Origin of the sequence: Streptomyces sp. enrichment culture, from assembly GCF_964272855.1 — a bacterium.
GTDB lineage: Bacteria > Actinomycetota > Actinomycetes > Streptomycetales > Streptomycetaceae > Streptomyces.
In genome coordinates this window covers 3,711,744-3,729,002 of sequence record NZ_OZ186847.1, presented here as the reverse complement: position 1 = coordinate 3,729,002, position 17,259 = coordinate 3,711,744, and the positions used below count along the sequence as shown (strand labels likewise).

Here is a 17,259-nt window from a genome sequence, read left to right as displayed (position 1 = left end):
GTGGTGACCGTTGGGTCACGAAATGCCGGAGCGTCAGTTCACGGCGATCGAATCGAGCTTGGCCCGCAGGTAGACGTGCGAGTCGACCGGCTCGTACGCGACCCGGCCCACCGGCGCGGGCACGGACTCCACGAGGGTGCCGGGGGTGCACTCCCCGAAGTAGACCAGGGACATCAGCTCCTCGGCGGGCGCGTCGGCGGGCGGCGGCAGCACCCGGTGCCGCCCGGAGCGCCACCGGTCGCCGGTCCACCGGGCCATCAGGTCACCGACGTTGACGGTGAACGCTTCGGGGTCGAAAGGCGCGTCCTGCCATCCCCCGTCGTCCGTGTACACCTGGAGCCCGCCCTTGCCGGCCTGCCGGTCGAGGATCGTCACCGTCCCGAAGTCGGTGTGCGGCCCGATCCGGAACTGCCCCGGCTCGGGCGGCCCGGTCACGTCCCGCCCCGGATACCAGTTGATGTTGAACCCGTACGTCGGATGGTCCATGTGCCGGGTGAAGAAGTCGGCGTCGAGACCGAGGGCGTGGCCCAGCAGCTCCAGGAGGCGGTTCTCCAGCTCGGCCATGCGGGCCAGGTACTCCTCGCACAGCGGCCGCAGCGCGGGCACCTCGGCGGGCCAGACGTTCGGCGCGTACCACTCGGCGTTCACGACCGGGTCGTCGAACGGCTCGTGCGTCGCGAACGTCAGCGACTCCTTCAGGTCCGGCGGGGTCTCGGTCCCCTCCGCGTACCCGTTGGCCTCCGCCCCCGGCCCCAGCCAGCCGCGCCCGCCGACCCTCGCCTCGTACGCCCGCTTCACCCCGGTCGGCAGCAGGAAGAACTCCCGCGCCGCCGCCCGGATCCGCGCCCGCAGCCCCGGATCGACCCCATGCCCGGTGACCAGCAGGAACCCGGCCCTCCGCAGCGCCTCGTCGACGGTGCGGGCGATCCGGGCACGGTCGTCCGGGCCGCCGCCGAGCCAGGGGCGCAGGTCGACGGCCGGGACACGGGCTTCACTCACCGATGTCCTCGTTCCGCAGCCGGGGATGTAGCCGGGGATGTTCCATCACGAGGGTCCATGCCCCCACTCTTCCCCCCGGCGGGCCCCGGGCAACGCGGCGTTCGGCGGACGTCCGGCGGTCTGTAACCTGAGCCGATCATCGCCGCGCGCAGAGCGGCAGTCGGGGTCCCGTCGGGAGGAACGTCCATGGTTGCTGCTCCGGTGCTTCAGGAGCTGCGCGAGGTGTGCCAGCCGCACGCGAAGCTGGCGAGCCGCAACGGCGAGCACTGGGCGGGCCGCCTGTACATGCGCAGGATCTCCCTGCGCTTCACCCGGCAGCTGGTGCGCACCCCGGTCACCCCCGACCAGCTGACCTGGACGATGGTCGTGTGCGGGGTCGCCTCCGGGGCGGCGCTGATGATCCCGGGACTGACGGGCGCCGTCCTGGCCGCCCTCATGATGCAGCTCTTCCTCCTCTTCGACTGCGTGGACGGCGAGGTCGCCCGCTGGAAGGGCCAGAACAGCGCGACCGGCATCTACGTCGACCGCCTCGGCGCCTACCTGGCCGACGCGGCCCTGCTGGCGGGCGCCGGTTACCGGGCCGCGGAGTCAGGCCTGGGCGGCTGGCTGTCGCTGGGCATCGCCACGGCCCTGGGCGTCGTCCTCCTCAAGGCGTCCACCGATCTGGTCGACGTGGCGCGCGCCCGGCGCGGCCTCGCGGTCGCCGACGACGAGGCGACCCGGCCGCGCTCCCAGGGCGTGGCGACGGTACGGCGGGTGGCCGCCGCGTTCAAGATCCACCGCGTGACGAACGGCATCGAGGCGTCCCTCGTGCTGCTGGCCGCGGCCGTCGCGGACACCGTCCTGGGCGGCGGCGTGGAGGTGACCCGCTGGGCGCTGGCCGCGCTCGCGCTCATCACCTGGCTGATGGTCCCGGCCCACCTGCTGTCGATCCTGGCGTCGTCGCGGCTTCGCTGAGCACGTCCAGATAGCCGTACAGGCGGCCCGCACCTCCGAGCATCGCCCGGGTGCGGGCCGTCAGTGTCTCGCCGCGTGCCGCGACCGCCGCCCGCAGGGCCTCGCTGCTGCCCTCCCGGCGCAGCCCCTCCAGCACCGGGCGGATCTGGTCCAGCGGGTAGTGGCTGCGGCGCAGCGTGTGGATCAGCCGGGCGTCCCGCACGTCCACGGGCCGGTACACGCGGTACCGCGTGCCGCGCTCCCGCTCCGGGGTGACCAGCCCGGCCGCCTCCCACACCCGCAGCGCCGACGTCCGTACGCCGATCAGCGCGGCGGCCTCGCCGATCCGCAGTCCGCCGCTGGGCAGTTCGGCCGGTTCCCGCCCCGCCAGCGTCTCCAGGGCCTGGCGCGCGGCCTCCAGAGCGACGCGTTCCGCGTGCAGCGCGGCGTGCGCTGCGTCCACGAGGGCGAGGGCACCCGGCACGTCACCGGCGTGCACGGTCTGCATGATCCTGGCGGCGCCGGTCGTCCCGTACCCCTTCGACAGCGCCCGGTAGGTCAGCAGCGCCTGCCGGTGGACGGGCGTGAAGGCGCGGTGGCCGGACTCCGTGCGCGCGGCGGGCGGGAGCACTCCCGCGTCCTCGTAGTTGCGGATCTGCTGGGTCGACACCCCGGCGAGACGGGCCAGGTCGACGGGCCGGAGCCGCTTGTCTGCACTCACGGATTTGAAGGTTACGCGACCCTGCGACGGCAGTTCCCGGGCAAAAGTCCCAACAGGAAGTTCAATGGAAGACTTGAAGCCATGGACGACTCCATTCACGTCACGGGTGCCCGTCTCCACAATCTCAAGAACGTCTCCCTCTCCCTCCCCAAGAACAAGCTGGTCGTCCTGACCGGCCTGTCCGGCTCCGGAAAGTCCACGCTCGCCTTCGACACCCTCCACCGGGAGGGCCAGCGGCAGTACATGGAGTCGCTGGGCATGGTCACCGGCTTCGTCAGCAAGCCCGCCGTCGACTCGATCACCGGCCTGTCCCCGTCCATCAGCGTCGACCAGCACCACACCAACCGCAGCCCGCGCTCCACGGTCGGCACGGTCACCGAGGTCTTCACCTACCTCCGCCTGCTCTGGTCGCGGATCGGCGTCCGGCCCTGCCCGTCCTGCGGCGAGCGCGTCCCGCCCGCCCACTCCTCGGCGTCCCCGTACGACGAGGACGCCGAGCCCGGCACGACGCCCTGCCCGCACTGCGGCACCGCCGTGCCCGAACTGGTGATGGGCACGTTCTCCTTCAACAAGCCGGCCGGGGCCTGCCCCGAGTGCACCGGGCTCGGAGAGGTGATCCGCGCGGACGTACGGCAACTCGTCGACGAGGAGCGGTCCGTCGCGGACGGGGCGGTCGTCGGCTGGCACCCCAAGGCGACCGAGCGCAACCTCGTCCTGCTGCGGGCGGCGGCCGAGCACTACGGCCTCGCCTTCTCCGCGAACACCCCGATACGCCAACTCGCCCCGCTCACCCGGACCCTGCTCCTCCACGGCGTGGAATCCCCCGAGTTCCGCACGCACTTCCCGGACACCGAACCGCCCGCCACCGTCTCCGCGGGCCGCTTCGAAGGCGTGGCCACCGCGCTGATGCGCCGGTACGCCGAGCGGATCGACGACGTCGAGTACCGGGAGAAGACCGAGCGCCTGATGCTGAAGGAGCCGTGCCGGGCGTGCGCGGGGACCCGGCTGCGGGCGGAGAGCCGGGCGGTGACCGTGCGCGGTCTCGGCATCGTGGAGGCGGCACGGCTGCCGCTGACCGGACTCGCCGCCTGGCTGGCCGGGCTGCGGGAGCAGGTGACACCGGACGAGTGGCTGTTCGTGGAACCGGTCGTCGCGGACCTCACCGAGCGGGTGCGCCGCCTGGTGGACGTCGGCGTCGGCTACCTCACCCTGGACCAGCCCACCCCCAGCCTCTCGGCGGGCGAGACCCAGCGGCTGCGCCTCGCCGCACTGCTCGGCTCCGGCCTGACCGGCGTGCTCTACGTCCTCGACGAGCCGACCATCGGCCTGCACCCCTCGGACACCGCCCGCCTCATCGACGTCCTGCGCCGGCTGCGCGACCTCGGCAACACGGTCCTCGTGATCGAGCACGACCTGGACGTCCTGCGCGCCGCCGACCACGTCGTGGACATCGGACCGGGCGCGGGCCGGGACGGCGGCCGGGTGGTCGCCGAGGGCACACCGGAGGAGGTGGCGGCGACCGAGGGCTCGGTCACCGGGGCGTACCTGTCCGGCCGGCTGCCCGCACCGGCGTCGAAGGGCCGGGGCGACGCGGACCGCGCCCTGGTCGTCCGGGGGGCACGCGAGCACAACCTGAAGGACATCACCGTACGGATCCCACTGGGCCGCCTGGTCACGCTGACCGGCCCCTCCGGCTCCGGCAAGTCGACCCTGCTGCTGGACATCGTCGACCGCGCCGCCCGCCGGCATTTCTACCGCGCGGGCGACCTGCCCGGCGCGCACGACGGCATCGACGGCTGGGAGCACCTGGGCAAGGTCGTCACCATCGACCAGGAGCCCATCAGCCGCGTGCCGCGCTCCAACGCGGCGACCTACTCGGAGGCGTTCACCCCGATCAGGGAGGCGTTCGCGGCCCGTTCGGGCGGCCGTCTGACGGCCGGCCACTTCTCCTTCAACGTGCCCGGCGGCCGCTGCGAGCGCTGCGAGGGGGCGGGCGTGCTGACCGTGCACATGCACTTCCTGCCCGCGGTGGAGGTCCGCTGCCCCGCCTGCCAGGGCCGCCGCTTCCGCGGCGAGGTGCTGTCCGTCCGCTACGAGGGGTACGACATCGCCGAGGTGCTGGAGGCGACGGTGGAGGAGGCCCTGGACGTCTTCGCGGAGGTCCCGGCGGTCGCCACCCGCCTGCGCCGCATGGCGGACGTGGGCCTCGGCTACCTGCCCCTGGGCCAGCCCGCGACGACCATGTCGGGCGGCGAGGCCCAGCGCATCAAACTGGCGAAGGAACTGGGCCGCAGGACCACCGCCCGCACCCTCTACCTCCTCGACGAACCGACGACCGGCCTGCACGCCGCCGACACCGCCCGTCTGCTGGACGTCCTCCAGCGGCTGGTCGACGCGGGCCACTCCGTCGTGACGATCGAACACAACGAGGACGTCGTCCGAGCCTCCGACTGGCTGATCGACCTGGGGCCGGAGGGCGGGGCGGGGGGCGGACAGCTCGTGGGCGAGGGGGCCGCGCTGTAGCGTTCACGGCAGTCTCATTGCAACGATGTGAGAGAGAGCTCGTTGCATTAGTTCGACAACCGTTGCAACGAAATAATGGCTCTGAGCTGTAATAACACTTATAGCGCGCAACAAGTTCGTTGCCAGATATCTGAACGCAACGTAGCGTTTCCTTCATCGGAAACGCCGGGTCGCAAAAAGGCCCGGCGTCGGATGAAGGAGAAGAACGATGCAGAAGTTCGACACCCCGGCCGCCGTCACCGCCGTCCTGGACATCCCCGCCGGACGCATCCAGCTCATCGCCGCCGACCGCGCCGACACCACCGTCGAGGTCCTGCCGGCCGACGCCGCCAAGAGCCGTGACGTGAAGGCCGCCGAGCAGGTGCAGGTCGTCTACAGCGACGGCGTGCTGCGGATCGAGGCGCCGGAGGCGAAGAACCGGGTCCTCGGTCAGTCCGGGTCCGTCGAGGTGACGGTCCAGCTGCCCGCCGGATCGCGGGTCGAGGCGAACGCGGCCGCCGCCGAGTTCCGCGGCGTCGGACGGCTCGGTGACGTCGCCCTCGCGGGCGGCCACCGCTCGGTCAAGCTCGACGAGGCCGCGAGCGCCCGCCTCGCCGCCCTCGACGGCGACATCACGGTCGGCCGTCTCGGCGGCCCCGCGGAGATCAGCACCCAGCGGGGCGACATCCAGATCACCGAGGCCGTACACGGCATGGTCACCCTGCGCACCGAGCAGGGCGGCATCTCGGTCGGCGCCGCCCGCGGAGTCTCCGCCTCCCTGGACGCCGGCACCGGCTACGGCCGCATCAGCAACACCCTCAAGAACGACGGCACCGCCGAACTCGACATCCACGCCACCACCGGTCAGGGCGACATCACCGCCCGCAGCCTGTAACCGCTCGAAGTCACTGAAACAGGGGGCACTTCTCATGACCAGCTTGGCCATCGCGGCGAACGGGCTGCGCAAGTCCTACGGCGACAAGACCGTCCTCGACGGCATCGACCTGGCCGTCCCGGAAGGGACGATCTTCTCCCTCCTCGGTCCGAACGGCGCGGGCAAGACCACCGTCGTGAAGATCCTGTCCACGCTCATCACCGCCGACGCCGGCGAGCTGCGGGTCGCGGGCCACGATCTCGCCGCCGACCCGCAGGCCGTGCGCGCGGCGATCGGGGTGACGGGGCAGTTCTCCGCCGTCGACGGCCTGATCACCGGCGAGGAGAACATGCTCCTCATGGCCGACCTGCATCACCTGTCCAAGCGTGAGGGGCGGCGGGTGGCCGCCGAACTGCTGGAACGCTTCGACCTCACCGAGGCCGCGAAGAAGCCCGCCTCCACCTACTCCGGCGGCATGAAGCGCCGCCTGGACATCGCCATGACCCTGGTCGGCAGCCCGCGGATCATATTCCTCGACGAGCCCACCACCGGCCTCGACCCCCGCTCCCGCCACAACATGTGGCAGATCATCCGCGAACTCGTCACCGGCGGCACCACCGTCTTCCTCACCACCCAGTACCTCGAAGAGGCCGACGAACTCGCCGACCGCATCGCCGTCCTCAACGACGGCAGGATCGCCGCGGAGGGCACCGCCGACGAACTCAAGCGGATCGTCCCCGGCGGACACGTCCGCCTCCGCTTCACCGACCCGACCGCCTACCACCACGCCGTCTCCGCACTGCGCGAGGCCTCCCGCGACGACGAATCCCTCGCCCTGCAACTGCCCAGCGACGGCAGCCAGCGCGAACTGCGCTCCATCCTCGACTGGCTGGACTCCGCCGGCATCGAGGCCGACGAACTCACCGTCCACACCCCCGACCTCGACGACGTCTTCTTCGCCCTGACCAGCCCCACCGTCATCCCCGCCCAGTCCAAGGAGGACGTCCGATGAGCTCCCTCTCCCTCGCGATGCGCGACTCGTCGACGATGCTGCGCCGCAACCTCCTGCACGCCCGGCGCTACCCATCCCTGACGCTGAACCTGCTGCTCACGCCGGTCATGCTGCTGCTGCTCTTCGTCTACATCTTCGGCGACACGATGAGCGCGGGCATCGGCGGCGGCGGTGGCGGCCGCTCGGAGTACATCGCCTACATCGTCCCGGGCCTGCTGCTGATGACCATCGGCAGCACCACCATCGGTACCGCGGTCTCCGTCTCCAACGACATGACCGAGGGCATCATCGCCCGCTTCCGCACGATGGCGATCCACCGCCCCTCGGTGCTCGTCGGGCACGTCGTCGGCAGCGTGCTGCAGTCCGTGATGAGCGTGATTCTCGTCGGCGCCGTAGGCGTGGCCATCGGCTTCCGTTCCACCGACGCCTCCGCGCTGGAGTGGCTGGCCGCGTTCGGACTGCTCGTCCTCTTCGCCCTGGCCCTCACCTGGATCGCGGTCGGCATGGGCCTGGTCAGCCCCAACGCCGAGGCCGCCAGCAACAACGCGCTGCCGCTGATCCTGCTGCCGCTGCTGTCCAGCGCCTTCGTGCCGGTCGACTCCATGCCGGGCTGGTTCCAGCCGGTCGCCGAGTACCAGCCCTTCACCCCGGCCATCGAGACCCTGCGCGGCCTGCTCCTCGGCACCGAGATCGGCAACAACGGATGGCTCGCCGTCGCCTGGTGCCTGGGCCTCGTGATCCTCGGCTACTTCTGGTCGACCTCCAAGTTCGACAACGACCCGAAGTAACCACGATGGCAACGCGGGCCACTCCCCGCAGACTCGTCCCACCCCCCGGGGCGGCGTGCACCGACATCCCGTCGGATTACGCCGCCCCGTTCTCGTGAGGTGATCGGAAACTTCGGGCCACCCCCACCCCCACCCACCCAGGCACCGTTCCAGGGGCTCCTCCCCCCCGGCGTCCCAAAACTTCCGATCAACCACCCACCCGCCTTCAGCCGCCAAGCCCACCCGGCGTGCCGCCGCCGCGCTGACGCGCCTCCTGCGCAGGGTGCAACTCAGCCCACGGTGCCGGAAACCGGCAGGGGGCCACCGTCTTTCCGGGCCGTCCGCTCGCTTCTCACCCGTGCTGGAGCGAGCCGAGTCAAGGGTGGCCCGGAGGGCCATCGCCGAAGGCGACGCGGAACGCAGCGCAGCGGAGTGAAGCGCCCTTTACTCGGCTCGCGGAAGCACGACACTGGCCAAGAAGCGGGCGGCCCCTCCCTTCACTGTCTCTCCAGTACGGCATAGTCCGCGAAGCTGCGCCGGTAACGCAGGTGGCGGGTCTCCTGGGTGTGCTTGCGCTGCCACTCCTCGACGTCCGCCGGATGAGCCCGCGGCCCCGACGCCGCCCCGCAGTCCGCCTCGTCCCCCGAGACGCAGTACGCCTCGTACTCCGGCTGCGCGGACGGGTCCTGGACGATCGAGTACGGCACGAAGCGGAAGAGGCGGCGGCCCGTCGACCGCTCGTTCGCCGCTCTTACGCCGGCGCTCAGCCGTTCCTCCGGAGTGGCCGCCCTGATCCTCGCCGGGTCCGCCTCCCACTCCCGGCCGCCGCCGACGGGGCGCACCAGCGCGTACGGGCCGACCCTGGCCTGGAATGCACCCACCTTGCGCGTCTGCGGGTCGTACACGAGCGTTCCCGGTTCCATCCGTACACCTTTCGTGACTCTGGGTGTATCGAGCGTCGCGGACGGGAACAGCCGCAATCAACGCTGGACGCGTGCGACTGGCTGTTTGGCACGGAGGGGGAAGCGGTGACCAGGCGGAACGCGGAGGGGACCTCCGGTGCGACGAACGCGGAGATGTTCGGCGAAGTGCTGCGCCATTTCCGGGAGATGGCGTTGCTGACGCAGGAGCGGCTGGCGAAGGAGGTCTACTGCGACCGGTCCCATGTGGCGCGGGTCGAGGCGGGGGCGCGGGTACCTCAGGACACGTTCGCGAAGAGGTGCGATGAGGTGCTGGGTACGGGTGGGGTGCTGGCGCGGCTGTGGGCGAAGGTCGACTGGTATCCGCAGGTGGAGCATCCGGACTGGTTCCAGCGCAGGGTCGACATGGAGGCGCAGGCTCTGGCCTTGCGGGAGTACCAGGAGTTGCTGGTGCCCGGCCTGTTGCAGACTGAGGACTACGCCCGAGCGCTGTTCAGCCGTCGGGGCAGAAGCGCCGAGAAGGTGGAGTCGAGCGTACGGGCCCGGCTCAGCCGACAGCATCGGTTCCTTGCGGACGACGGCCCGATGTACGCAGTGATCCTGGACGAGAGTTGCCTGCGCACCATGGTCGGGAGCCCCGAGATCATGAGGGGCCAGTGCGCCCATCTGCTGAGCGTCGGCCGACGTCCCAACATCCGCATCCAGGTGGCCCCGGCCGGCCTTCTCGGGCTTGTCCGGCCCCGCATTTCCATGTCTCTCATGGAGCTGCCCGGCAGCCGGTGGGTGTACTCCGAGTCGTTGGACCGGGGCCATTTCAGCAATAATCCGGCCGTCTACGCGGGCCATAGCCAGACCTATGATGTGCTCAGGGCGGACATCCCGTCAGCTCGCGAATCTGCCGCTCTGATCAGCGACGCGAGGGAGGGGTTCGAGCACCATGAACAGGTACGACCTGAGCGCGGCGACCTGGGTCAGGAGCAGCTACAGCGGCGACAACGGCGGCAACTGCGTCGAAGTGGCCCCCGACTTCCCCACCGCCGTCCCCATCCGCGACAGCAAAACCCCTGACGGCCCGGTCCTCCTGATATCCCGCCCCGCCTGGGCGGAGTTCACCGCCTCGCTCGCAGATCTCGCATGAGCGGGGGCGCAACCGTCGCCAGCCCGGCCACCGCCATCCCCGCTCCCAACCACAGTGGCGCCCGCAACCCCCATGTGATCGAGGGGCGATCAGCAGGACCGGCACCGTGCCGGTGGAGAAACCGGTGACCTCGGTGAGGATCGGGTTGAAGTAGCTGAACGCGCAGGACGTCGCGCCGATGACGAGCGTGCTGGTGGCCAGCGCCGGCAGCAGCCCCGGTCGCCGGAAGACGCGCAGTTCCTCGCGGAAGCCGCCGCCGGTCTCCGCGGGGTCGAGGCGGGGGACGTCGACGGGGTGGCCGCCGCGGCGACGACGGTGATGAGGGTGATCGCCCGGAACGCCGCCCGCCAGCCCCGGTGTTCGCCGATCAGCGTGGACAGCGGCAGGCCGCCGAGGAGTGTGCCGAGCATGAGGCCGTTCATGGCGACGGCGATCGCGCGGCCCCGCGTTTCGGGGCGGGTGGGCCCCATGAAAATCAGCGCCGGCGTCGCGGTGCGCTCCTCAGCCCGTGAGCGCGTCCATCGTCACCTCGGCGATCGCCTCCAGCGTCGCCCGGTCGGCGCCACCTTGGCTGGAGACGCGCATGCCGCCGATCGCCGCGTTGACGAAGCGGGCGAGGGAGGCGGAGTCCCGGGGTGAGGTGATGCTGCCGTCGCGCCGGCCCGCCTCCACGGCCGCGCGCAGGGCCGCCAGGCGGCGGGCCGTGTCGCGTTCCAGCAGTCGGTGGCGCGGTCGTCGCGGCCGGCCGGTTCGACCGTGGTGTTGACGGTGAGGCAGCCGAGGCTCCGGCCGCCCGCGCGGTGTTCCGTCTCGCCGTCCACCACCCAGGCGAACAGCGCGCGGACGCGTTCCGCGCCGCTGAGCCGGGTGTCCTTTAGGAGGGCCAGCTGGGCGGTCGTCATGGTGTCGATGTAGTGGGCCAGCGCGCGCTCGAACAGGTCGTGCTCGCTCTTGAACGTGTTGTAGACGCTGCTGCGTCCCAGTCCGGTGGCGTCGCACAGGCCCTGGGTGGAGGTGGCTTCGTAGCCCTTCTCCCAGAACGTGCGCATCGCCGCGTCCAGGGCCCGTCCCTCGTCGAAGTTCCGTGGTCGGGCCATGAGGCGAGATCACGGTTCTGGATCGGACGTTCCAATAGCGATGGACCGCCAGATCCGGTCCGGCAGCACCCGCATCGCCTCCTCGAGGTCGGCGTCGTCCAGGCCGGACAGCCAGCGCCGGGCCGTCGCCACGACGGGCCCCAGGACCAGGGACTCCATCAGCGCCTGGGGCAGTGGCGCCACCTCGCCCGAGTCGACGTGCGTCTGGATCCACAGCCCGAACGCCGAGACGCGGGCCTCCTGGGTGTCCCGGAGCTCCTTCGCCTGGGTCATGTTCTGGCGGTCGGCCCGCGAGGAGTGGAGCAGGCGGGAGGCGGCCGGGTGCTTCCGCACGAAGGTCAGGTATGTCCGTGTGAGCGCCCGGATGCCCGTGCGGGCGGTGCGGGTCTGCTGGAGCGCTCCCAGCAGCTCGCCGAGCAGCTCGTTCAGCCAGCGCCGGGTCAGGGCGTCCAGGAGGCCGTCGATGCTGCCGAAATGGTGGTAGAGGCTTCCGAGGCTGACCCCGCTCGCTCTGGTGACGGCGCTCACGGTCAGCCCCTGCTCGCCTGCCTCCGCGTAGACGCGCAGGGCGGTGTCCAGGAGGACTTCGGCGGTCGCCGCACCTCGTTGCTGCTTGGGGCTCATGTCGTGCAGGGTAGATCACGTGAATTTCTAGAATCAGTTTCTAGAAAGATCTTCCAGTACGACATCGCGCTGCACCACACTGACGGCATGTCACAAACAGCGCAGCAGTCCGGTGCGGGGGCTCGTGGCCGCCTTGCGGTGGTCGCGGTCGCCGGAGCCGTGCTCTTGACCGTCGGCTGCACCGGCCAGACGAACGACGACAGCACCAACTCGTCCTCCGATTCCTACGCGACCTCCTCGCCGTACGACCCGTACACCGAGGACCCCTCCACGGAAGATCCGTATGCGGAGGACACGTACTCGGATGACTCGGACGACTCGTACTCCGACGGCTCCGACGACTCCGGTTCCGGCGACTCGTACGAAGACCCCTACGCGGAACCCTCCGAGACCGAGGAGCCCGACCCGTACACCTCCGGCACCTGCCTCAACGGCGAGCTGCCGAACTCCACCACCGCCCAGAGCGTCAGCAACGTCGACGAGGTCGACTGCAACGCCTCCGACGCGCACTACAAGGTCATCGAGTCCATCCCCATGACCTCCGACATGAGCCGCTGCAACGACAACCCGCAGACGCAGTACGCCTTCTCGTCCCGCTACACCCTCAACGGAGTCACCATCAGCGAGTACGTGTACTGCCTCGTCGGACTCGGGGCGTACGCCCGATGAGCGGTGCTCCCGGAACCGAGCCGCTGGGGGACGACGACCCCCGGCGGATCGGTCCGATCCCGCTGCTCGGACGGCTGGGCGCCGGCGGCATGGGGCGGGTCTACCTCGGCGTGCACGAGGGCCGGTACGCCGCCGTCAAGCAGTTGCTGCCCTCCGTCGTCGGCGAGGACAGGGACTTCGTTCGGCGCTTCGGGCACGAGCTGGACAACCTCGCCCGGCTCCCCGAGACGGCCACCGCGCCGCTGCTCGCCAGCGACCGGGACGCCACGCCGCCCTGGTTCGCCACCGCGTACGTGCCCGGGGCCATCGGCGCCGCCGATGGCCCCATCGTCAGGACGCCCCACTGGCGCGTGGACCCGTGCCTTCACCCGCTCGTAGCGTCCTGGGCATGACCTCGCAGACCTCCTCGCGGACCTCCTCGCAGCACAAGGGCACCGCCCAGCTGACCGCCGCCATGGTGCTCTCCGGCACCCTCGGCGTCTTCGTCGTCGAGTCCGGCGCCTCGCCCTTCAACGTGGTCTTCTTCCGCGTCCTGTTCGGCGCCCTCGCCCTCGGCGGCTACGTCCTCGCCCGCGGCTGGCTCAGGAACCACGGCTTCACACCCCGCACCCTCGGACTCGCCGTCCTCGGCGGGGTGTTCATCGTCTTCAACTGGGTGCTCCTCTTCCAGTCGTACGAGAACACGTCCATCTCCGTGGCGACCGTCGTCTACCACACCCAGCCGTTCTACGTGGTGCTGCTCGGCGCGCTGCTCTTCCGGGAACGGCTCACCGCCGCCAAGGTCGGCTGGATCGCCGTAGCCTTCGCCGGGCTGATCCTCGTCTCCGGAGTGACCCCGGGGGACTTCGCCGACGGCGGCGGGTACCTCCTCGGCATCGGCCAGGCCCTGCTCGCCGCGCTGCTCTACGGCCTGTCCACCGTCGTCACCAAGCGCATCACCGGCGTCCGCCCGCACCTCATCGCCCTTGTCCAGGTCCTCGTCGGCATCCCGCTGCTGCTGCCCTTCGCGGACTTCGGCGCGATGAGCGGGACCGGCGCCGACTGGGGCTGGCTGGTCGGGCTCGGCGTGATCCACACCGGGCTGATGTACGTGCTGATGTACGCCGCCTACGCCCAGCTGCCCACCGCCAAGATCGCCGTGCTCGCCTTCGTCTACCCGGCCGTCGCGATGGTCATGGACTGGGCGGTGTACGGCCACCACATCGGGCTCGTGCAGGCGCTGGGCGTCCCGCTGATCGTCGCCGCCAGCCTCAAGGTCACCCTTGCTCGGACGCCAGCTTCCGCGCCTGCTCCAGGAACAGCCGGGCGTGCGCCGGAAGCCGCTTCCCGGACCGCCACGCCAGTTGCGTCCGAAGCGTGAACGGCGGCTCCCAGTCCAGCCGTACCAGGGAACCCCCGGCGAGTTCGGCGGCGACCGTGATCTCGGGCAGCAGCGAGACCCCGAGACCGGCCGCCGCCGCCCGTTTGGTCGCCTCGATCGTGCCGAACTCCATGAACGCCACGGGAGCCAGCGAGGTCAGCTCCTGTTCGAACAGGTCGCGGTAGGCGCAACCCGGTTCGGTGGCGAGGAGGGACTGGGGGAGGAGGTCGGCGGTGGTGAGCGGGCGGCCGGCGAGCGGGTGGCCGGGGGCGGCGACCAGGGCCAGCGGCTCGACCGCCAGCACCTCCGTCTCCAGCCCGGCGTGCTCGGTCTCCCGCTCCATCAGGAAGCCCAGGTCGTAGGTGCCCTGGCGCAGGGCCTGCCGGGTCTCGTCGCCGATCGTCGTGCGCAGCGAGAGGCGGACCTTCGGGTAGCGGTGGTGGAAGAGCTCCAGGAGCGGCGGCAGGCGGTGGTTCGTCAGCGACTCCATGGTCCCGACGGTGAGCGAACCCGCCGGCTCCTCGGCGTCCGCGACCGCCGACCGCGCCTCCTCGGCCAGCTCCAGGATCCGGCGGGCGTACGGCAGCAGCCGCTCACCCGCCTCCGTCAGCCGGATGCGGCTGCCGAGCCGGTCGAACAGCTCCGCGCCCAGCGAGGACTCCAGGGCACGGATCTGGCTGGTCACACTGGACTGGGCGTACTTCAGCTCGGCCGCCGCCCGGGTGAAGCTCAGGACGGTCGCGACCTTCTCGAAGGTGACCAGCAGCCGCAGCTCCACGTCAGGGCTCGTCCCGCTTCTTCTTGTCGCTCTCGCCCTCGCCGCCGCCGTCGTTGTCGTCGCCGTCCTTGTCGAGGGACTTCAGGAACTCCGGGTTGTCGTCCGGGGCGACCCACTGCCGCGACCGGCCGCCGCCGCCCCGCACCCCGGACCAGCCGTCGGCGGCGAGCGCGCGCTTCTTGCCGGCGATCAGCCAGGAGATGGAGCCGACCAGGGGGAACAGGAGGACGAGGATCGCCCACAGCGGCTTCGGCATGTGGCGGATGTCCTGCTCGTCCGTGCTGATGCAGTCGATGAACGCGTACACGCTCAGCGCCAGTGGCACGACGAACATCAGGACGCGGAGCATGGTGCACCCCCAGTGGAACGGCGGTCGGGACCCGCGCAGGCGGCCCCCGTGACGGGGCCAGGGTAGCCCCTCGGGGATACTTGACCCCATGGCTTACGACGATCTTCGCTCCCTGCTCAGGGCACTGGAGCGCGAGGGAGACCTGAAGCGCATCAAGGTGGAGGTCGACCCCCATCTGGAGGTCGGGGAGATCGTCGACCGGGTGAACAAGGCCGGCGGTCCCGCGCTGCTCTTCGAGAACGTGAAGGGCTCGTCGATGCCCCTCGCGATGAACGTCTTCGGGACCGACCGGCGGCTGCTGAAGGCCCTCGGGCTGAAGTCGTACGACGAGATCAGCGGCAAGATCGGCGGGTTGCTGAAGCCCGAGCTGCCGCACGGCTTCGTCGGTGTGCGGGAGGCCTTCGGGAAGCTCGGCGCGATGACCCACGTACCGCCGAAGAAGGTCAAACCGGACAACGCGCCCGTGCAGGAGGTCGTGCTGCACGGCGACGACGTGGACCTCGACCGGCTGCCGGCGCTGTTCACCTGGCCCAAGGACGGCGGCTCCTTCTTCAACCTCGGGCTCACCCACACCAAGGACCCCGAGACCGGCATCCGCAACCTCGGGCTGTACCGGCTGCAGCGCCACGACAAGCGCACCATCGGCATGCACTGGCAGATCCACAAGGACAGCCGCAACCACTACCAGGTGGCGGCCCGGCGCGGGGAGCGGCTGCCCGTCGCGATCGCGTTCGGCTGCCCGCCCGCCGTGACGTACGCCTCCACCGCCCCGCTCCCCGGCGACATCGACGAGTACCTGTTCGCCGGGTTCGTCGCGGGCAAGCGGATCGAGATGGTCGACTGCAAGACCGTGCCGCTGCAGGTGCCGGCGAACGCCGAGGTCGTGCTGGAGGGCTGGCTGGAGCCCGGCGAGATGCTGCCGGAGGGGCCGTTCGGCGACCACACCGGCTTCTACACCCCGCAGGAGCCGTTCCCCGCACTGAGGATCGACTGCGTGACCATGCGGAAGCGCCCGCTGCTCCAGTCGATCGTCGTCGGCCGCCCGCCGACGGAGGACGGCCCGCTGGGCCGCGCCACGGAACGGTTCTTCCTCCCCCTGCTGAAGATCATCGTCCCGGACATCGTCGACTACCACCTGCCCGAGGCCGGCGGCTTCCACAACTGCGCGATCGTCTCGATCGACAAGAAGTACCCCAAACACGCGCAGAAGGTGATGAGCGCCATCTGGGGCGCGCACATGATGTCCCTGACCAAGCTGATCGTCGTCGTGGACTCCGACTGCGACGTCCACGACCTGCACGAGGTCGCCTGGCGGGCGCTCGGGAACACGGACTACGCCCGTGACCTGACGGTCGTCGAAGGCCCCGTCGACCACCTCGACCACGCCTCCTACCAGCAGTTCTGGGGCGGCAAGGCGGGCATCGACGCGACGAGGAAATGGCCGGAGGAGGGCTACACCCGGGACGGCGGCTGGCCGGACATGGTGGAGTCCGACCCGGACACGGCGGCGAAGGTGGACCGCAGGTGGAAGGAGTACGGACTGTGAGCGGCGCGGCCTCCGCGGCGATCCCCCAGCCCGGGCGGACCAAGGCGTTCCTGCGCCTGGTGATGATCGAGCACTCGATCTTCGCCCTGCCCTTCGCCTACATCGCCTCCCTCACCGCGATGTTCCAGCTGGACGAGAACATCCACTGGGGCCGGCTGCTGCTCGTCACGGTCTGCATGGTCGGCCTGCGCACCTTCGCCATGGCCGTCAACCGGATCATCGACCGCGAGATCGACGCCCGGAACCCGCGCACCGCGCACCGGGAGCTGGTGACCGGCGCGATGTCGGTGAAGCACGCCTGGACGGGCGCGCTGATCGCGGTCGTGGTGTTCCTGGGCTCGGCGGCCCTGCTGAACCCGCTCTGCCTGGCCCTGGCGCCGGTCGCCGTCGTGCCGATGGTCGTCTACCCGTACGGCAAGCGGTTCACGAACTTCCCGCAGGCCATCCTGGGCCTCGCCCAGGCGATGGGCCCGGTCGGCGGCTGGCTGGCGATCACCGGGGAGTGGTCCTGGGACGCGGTGATCCTGGGGCTCGCGGTCGGCATCTGGATCGGCGGCTTCGACCTCATCTACGCCTGCCAGGACGTCGAGACCGACCGTGAGATCGGCGTCCGCTCGGTCCCGGCCCGGTTCGGCATCCCGGCGGCGATCTGGGGCGCGCGGGCCTGCCACGCCGTGACGACGGGCCTGTTCGTCTGGTACGCGCTGGCGACGGACGCCGGTGCCTTCTTCTGGCTGGGCCTGCTGATCGTCGCGGGCGCGTTCGTCTACGAGCACACCATCGTCCGCCCCCACGACCTGTCCCGCCTCAACCGGGCGTTCTTCTCCGTCAACGGGTTCATCGGCATCGCCCTGTTCGCTTGCGCGCTGCTCGACCTGCTGGTGCGGGGACTGACGGTCTGAGCCGCGGGCCTGGACTGTCGGTCCGCGCGGCCCGGCGGCTAGGGTCGGTTCGGTTCCGTTCCGCC

17 protein-coding genes and 3 pseudogenes are annotated in these 17,259 nt (G+C 70.8%); 12 read left to right on the top strand and 8 right to left on the bottom strand.

The annotated features are described in order from the left end of the window. Positions 1–33: 33 nt before the first annotated feature. On the bottom strand, positions 34–999 hold the full coding sequence (locus tag ACSU6L_RS15980; RefSeq protein WP_437057426.1) for an isopenicillin N synthase family dioxygenase: 966 nt from the start codon (positions 997–999) through the stop codon (positions 34–36). A gap of 186 nt (positions 1,000–1,185) precedes the next feature. Here ACSU6L_RS15980 and ACSU6L_RS15975 point away from each other — a divergent pair, with 186 nt between their 5' ends. Next, a complete protein-coding gene (locus ACSU6L_RS15975) occupies positions 1,186–1,956 on the top strand; it encodes a CDP-alcohol phosphatidyltransferase family protein (RefSeq protein ID WP_437057424.1) in 771 nt (256 codons plus the stop codon). Here the strand turns inward: ACSU6L_RS15975 and ACSU6L_RS15970 are convergent. Further along, positions 1,895–2,656 (bottom strand): TioE family transcriptional regulator, encoded by a 762-nt coding sequence (locus ACSU6L_RS15970; RefSeq protein ID WP_437057422.1) that lies wholly within the window; start codon positions 2,654–2,656, stop codon positions 1,895–1,897. The two genes, ACSU6L_RS15975 and ACSU6L_RS15970, sit on opposite strands and share 62 nt — an antisense overlap. 81 nt (positions 2,657–2,737) lie before the next feature. Here ACSU6L_RS15970 and uvrA point away from each other — a divergent pair, with 81 nt between their 5' ends. The 4 genes from uvrA to ACSU6L_RS15950 all read left to right on the top strand — a co-directional run bounded on the left by uvrA (position 2,738) and on the right by ACSU6L_RS15950 (position 7,832). Beyond that, positions 2,738–5,179 carry an excinuclease ABC subunit UvrA gene (uvrA, locus tag ACSU6L_RS15965; RefSeq protein WP_437057420.1) on the top strand — a complete coding sequence of 814 codons (2,442 nt, stop codon included), beginning with the start codon at positions 2,738–2,740 and terminating at the stop codon, positions 5,177–5,179. A gap of 208 nt (positions 5,180–5,387) precedes the next feature. Then, positions 5,388–6,053, top strand: coding sequence for a DUF4097 family beta strand repeat-containing protein (locus tag ACSU6L_RS15960; protein ID WP_437057418.1), 666 nt, complete (start codon positions 5,388–5,390; stop codon positions 6,051–6,053). Between the two features lie 34 nt (positions 6,054–6,087). Next, the gene (locus tag ACSU6L_RS15955) at positions 6,088–7,044 is read left to right on the top strand and encodes an ATP-binding cassette domain-containing protein (RefSeq protein ID WP_437057416.1); all 957 of its coding nucleotides are present in this window, start codon (positions 6,088–6,090) and stop codon (positions 7,042–7,044) included. Continuing rightward, on the top strand, positions 7,041–7,832 hold the full coding sequence (locus ACSU6L_RS15950; protein WP_437057415.1) for an ABC transporter permease: 792 nt from the start codon (positions 7,041–7,043) through the stop codon (positions 7,830–7,832). The genes ACSU6L_RS15955 and ACSU6L_RS15950 overlap by 4 nt, the downstream gene beginning before the upstream one ends. Positions 7,833–8,308: 476 nt before the next feature. On the opposite strand, the gene ACSU6L_RS15945 is transcribed toward ACSU6L_RS15950, so the two are convergent. Continuing rightward, positions 8,309–8,734 carry a DUF7848 domain-containing protein gene (locus ACSU6L_RS15945; protein ID WP_437057413.1) on the bottom strand — a complete coding sequence of 142 codons (426 nt, stop codon included), beginning with the start codon at positions 8,732–8,734 and terminating at the stop codon, positions 8,309–8,311. A gap of 153 nt (positions 8,735–8,887) precedes the next feature. Here ACSU6L_RS15945 and ACSU6L_RS15940 point away from each other — a divergent pair, with 153 nt between their 5' ends. Both ACSU6L_RS15940 and ACSU6L_RS15935 read left to right on the top strand, forming a co-directional pair. Further along, positions 8,888–9,799: a helix-turn-helix domain-containing protein gene (locus tag ACSU6L_RS15940; RefSeq protein ID WP_437057411.1), complete on the top strand. Its 912-nt coding sequence runs from the start codon at positions 8,888–8,890 to the stop codon at positions 9,797–9,799. Then, the gene (locus tag ACSU6L_RS15935; protein WP_437057409.1) at positions 9,747–9,869 is read left to right on the top strand and encodes a DUF397 domain-containing protein; all 123 of its coding nucleotides are present in this window, start codon (positions 9,747–9,749) and stop codon (positions 9,867–9,869) included. Before ACSU6L_RS15940 ends, ACSU6L_RS15935 begins: the two co-directional genes overlap by 53 nt. 84 nt (positions 9,870–9,953) lie before the next feature. Here ACSU6L_RS15935 and ACSU6L_RS15930 read toward each other — a convergent pair. The 3 genes and pseudogenes from ACSU6L_RS15930 to ACSU6L_RS15920 all read right to left on the bottom strand — a co-directional run. Further along, positions 9,954–10,330 (bottom strand): annotated as a pseudogene (locus ACSU6L_RS15930) (MFS transporter); the annotation flags it as partial. A gap of 40 nt (positions 10,331–10,370) precedes the next feature. After that, positions 10,371–10,966, bottom strand: a pseudogene (locus ACSU6L_RS15925) (TetR/AcrR family transcriptional regulator). A gap of 9 nt (positions 10,967–10,975) precedes the next feature. After that, positions 10,976–11,590 carry a TetR/AcrR family transcriptional regulator gene (locus tag ACSU6L_RS15920; RefSeq protein ID WP_437057407.1) on the bottom strand — a complete coding sequence of 205 codons (615 nt, stop codon included), beginning with the start codon at positions 11,588–11,590 and terminating at the stop codon, positions 10,976–10,978. An 87-nt stretch (positions 11,591–11,677) separates the two neighbouring features. Here ACSU6L_RS15920 and ACSU6L_RS15915 point away from each other — a divergent pair, with 87 nt between their 5' ends. From ACSU6L_RS15915 to ACSU6L_RS15905, 3 genes and pseudogenes are all read left to right on the top strand, one after another. Beyond that, entirely contained in the window at positions 11,678–12,259 is a 582-nt protein-coding gene (locus tag ACSU6L_RS15915; RefSeq protein WP_437057405.1) for an LppU/SCO3897 family protein, read from the top strand. After that, positions 12,256–12,561, top strand: a pseudogene (locus ACSU6L_RS15910) (serine/threonine protein kinase); the annotation flags it as partial. The gene ACSU6L_RS15915 and the pseudogene ACSU6L_RS15910, both read left to right, overlap by 4 nt. An 86-nt stretch (positions 12,562–12,647) precedes the next feature. After that, on the top strand, positions 12,648–13,619 hold the full coding sequence (locus ACSU6L_RS15905; RefSeq protein WP_437057404.1) for a DMT family transporter: 972 nt from the start codon (positions 12,648–12,650) through the stop codon (positions 13,617–13,619). Here ACSU6L_RS15905 and ACSU6L_RS15900 read toward each other — a convergent pair. Next, a complete protein-coding gene (locus tag ACSU6L_RS15900) occupies positions 13,516–14,397 on the bottom strand; it encodes a LysR family transcriptional regulator (protein ID WP_437057402.1) in 882 nt (293 codons plus the stop codon). The two genes, ACSU6L_RS15905 and ACSU6L_RS15900, sit on opposite strands and share 104 nt — an antisense overlap. A gap of 1 nt (position 14,398) precedes the next feature. After that, positions 14,399–14,746: a PLD nuclease N-terminal domain-containing protein gene (locus ACSU6L_RS15895; protein WP_073940672.1), complete on the bottom strand. Its 348-nt coding sequence runs from the start codon at positions 14,744–14,746 to the stop codon at positions 14,399–14,401. An 88-nt stretch (positions 14,747–14,834) separates the two neighbouring features. Here ACSU6L_RS15895 and ACSU6L_RS15890 point away from each other — a divergent pair, with 88 nt between their 5' ends. Then, positions 14,835–16,292 carry a menaquinone biosynthesis decarboxylase gene (locus ACSU6L_RS15890; RefSeq protein WP_073940671.1) on the top strand — a complete coding sequence of 486 codons (1,458 nt, stop codon included), beginning with the start codon at positions 14,835–14,837 and terminating at the stop codon, positions 16,290–16,292. Beyond that, complete coding sequence (gene mqnP / locus ACSU6L_RS15885) at positions 16,289–17,194, top strand: menaquinone biosynthesis prenyltransferase MqnP (RefSeq protein WP_437057399.1); 906 nt, start codon at positions 16,289–16,291, stop codon at positions 17,192–17,194. Before ACSU6L_RS15890 ends, mqnP begins: the two co-directional genes overlap by 4 nt. Positions 17,195–17,259 lie beyond the last annotated feature (65 nt).

Excerpts from the sequence above, each read along its gene's own strand:
- ACSU6L_RS15955 (WP_437057416.1), top strand. The coding sequence starts at position 6,088 with ATGACCAGCTTGGCCATCGCGGCGAACGGGCTGCGCAAGTCCTACGGC.
- ACSU6L_RS15960 (WP_437057418.1), top strand. The coding sequence starts at position 5,388 with ATGCAGAAGTTCGACACCCCGGCCGCCGTCACCGCCGTCCTGGACATC.
- ACSU6L_RS15940 (WP_437057411.1), top strand. The coding sequence starts at position 8,888 with ATGTTCGGCGAAGTGCTGCGCCATTTCCGGGAGATGGCGTTGCTGACG.
- ACSU6L_RS15905 (WP_437057404.1), top strand. The coding sequence starts at position 12,648 with ATGACCTCGCAGACCTCCTCGCGGACCTCCTCGCAGCACAAGGGCACC.
- ACSU6L_RS15920 (WP_437057407.1), bottom strand. The coding sequence starts at position 11,590 with ATGAGCCCCAAGCAGCAACGAGGTGCGGCGACCGCCGAAGTCCTCCTG.
- ACSU6L_RS15895 (WP_073940672.1), bottom strand. The coding sequence starts at position 14,746 with ATGCTCCGCGTCCTGATGTTCGTCGTGCCACTGGCGCTGAGCGTGTAC.
- ACSU6L_RS15890 (WP_073940671.1), top strand. The coding sequence starts at position 14,835 with ATGGCTTACGACGATCTTCGCTCCCTGCTCAGGGCACTGGAGCGCGAG.
- ACSU6L_RS15915 (WP_437057405.1), top strand. The coding sequence starts at position 11,678 with ATGTCACAAACAGCGCAGCAGTCCGGTGCGGGGGCTCGTGGCCGCCTT.
- uvrA (WP_437057420.1), top strand. The coding sequence starts at position 2,738 with ATGGACGACTCCATTCACGTCACGGGTGCCCGTCTCCACAATCTCAAG.
- ACSU6L_RS15945 (WP_437057413.1), bottom strand. The coding sequence starts at position 8,734 with ATGGAACCGGGAACGCTCGTGTACGACCCGCAGACGCGCAAGGTGGGT.
- ACSU6L_RS15950 (WP_437057415.1), top strand. The coding sequence starts at position 7,041 with ATGAGCTCCCTCTCCCTCGCGATGCGCGACTCGTCGACGATGCTGCGC.
- ACSU6L_RS15975 (WP_437057424.1), top strand. The coding sequence starts at position 1,186 with ATGGTTGCTGCTCCGGTGCTTCAGGAGCTGCGCGAGGTGTGCCAGCCG.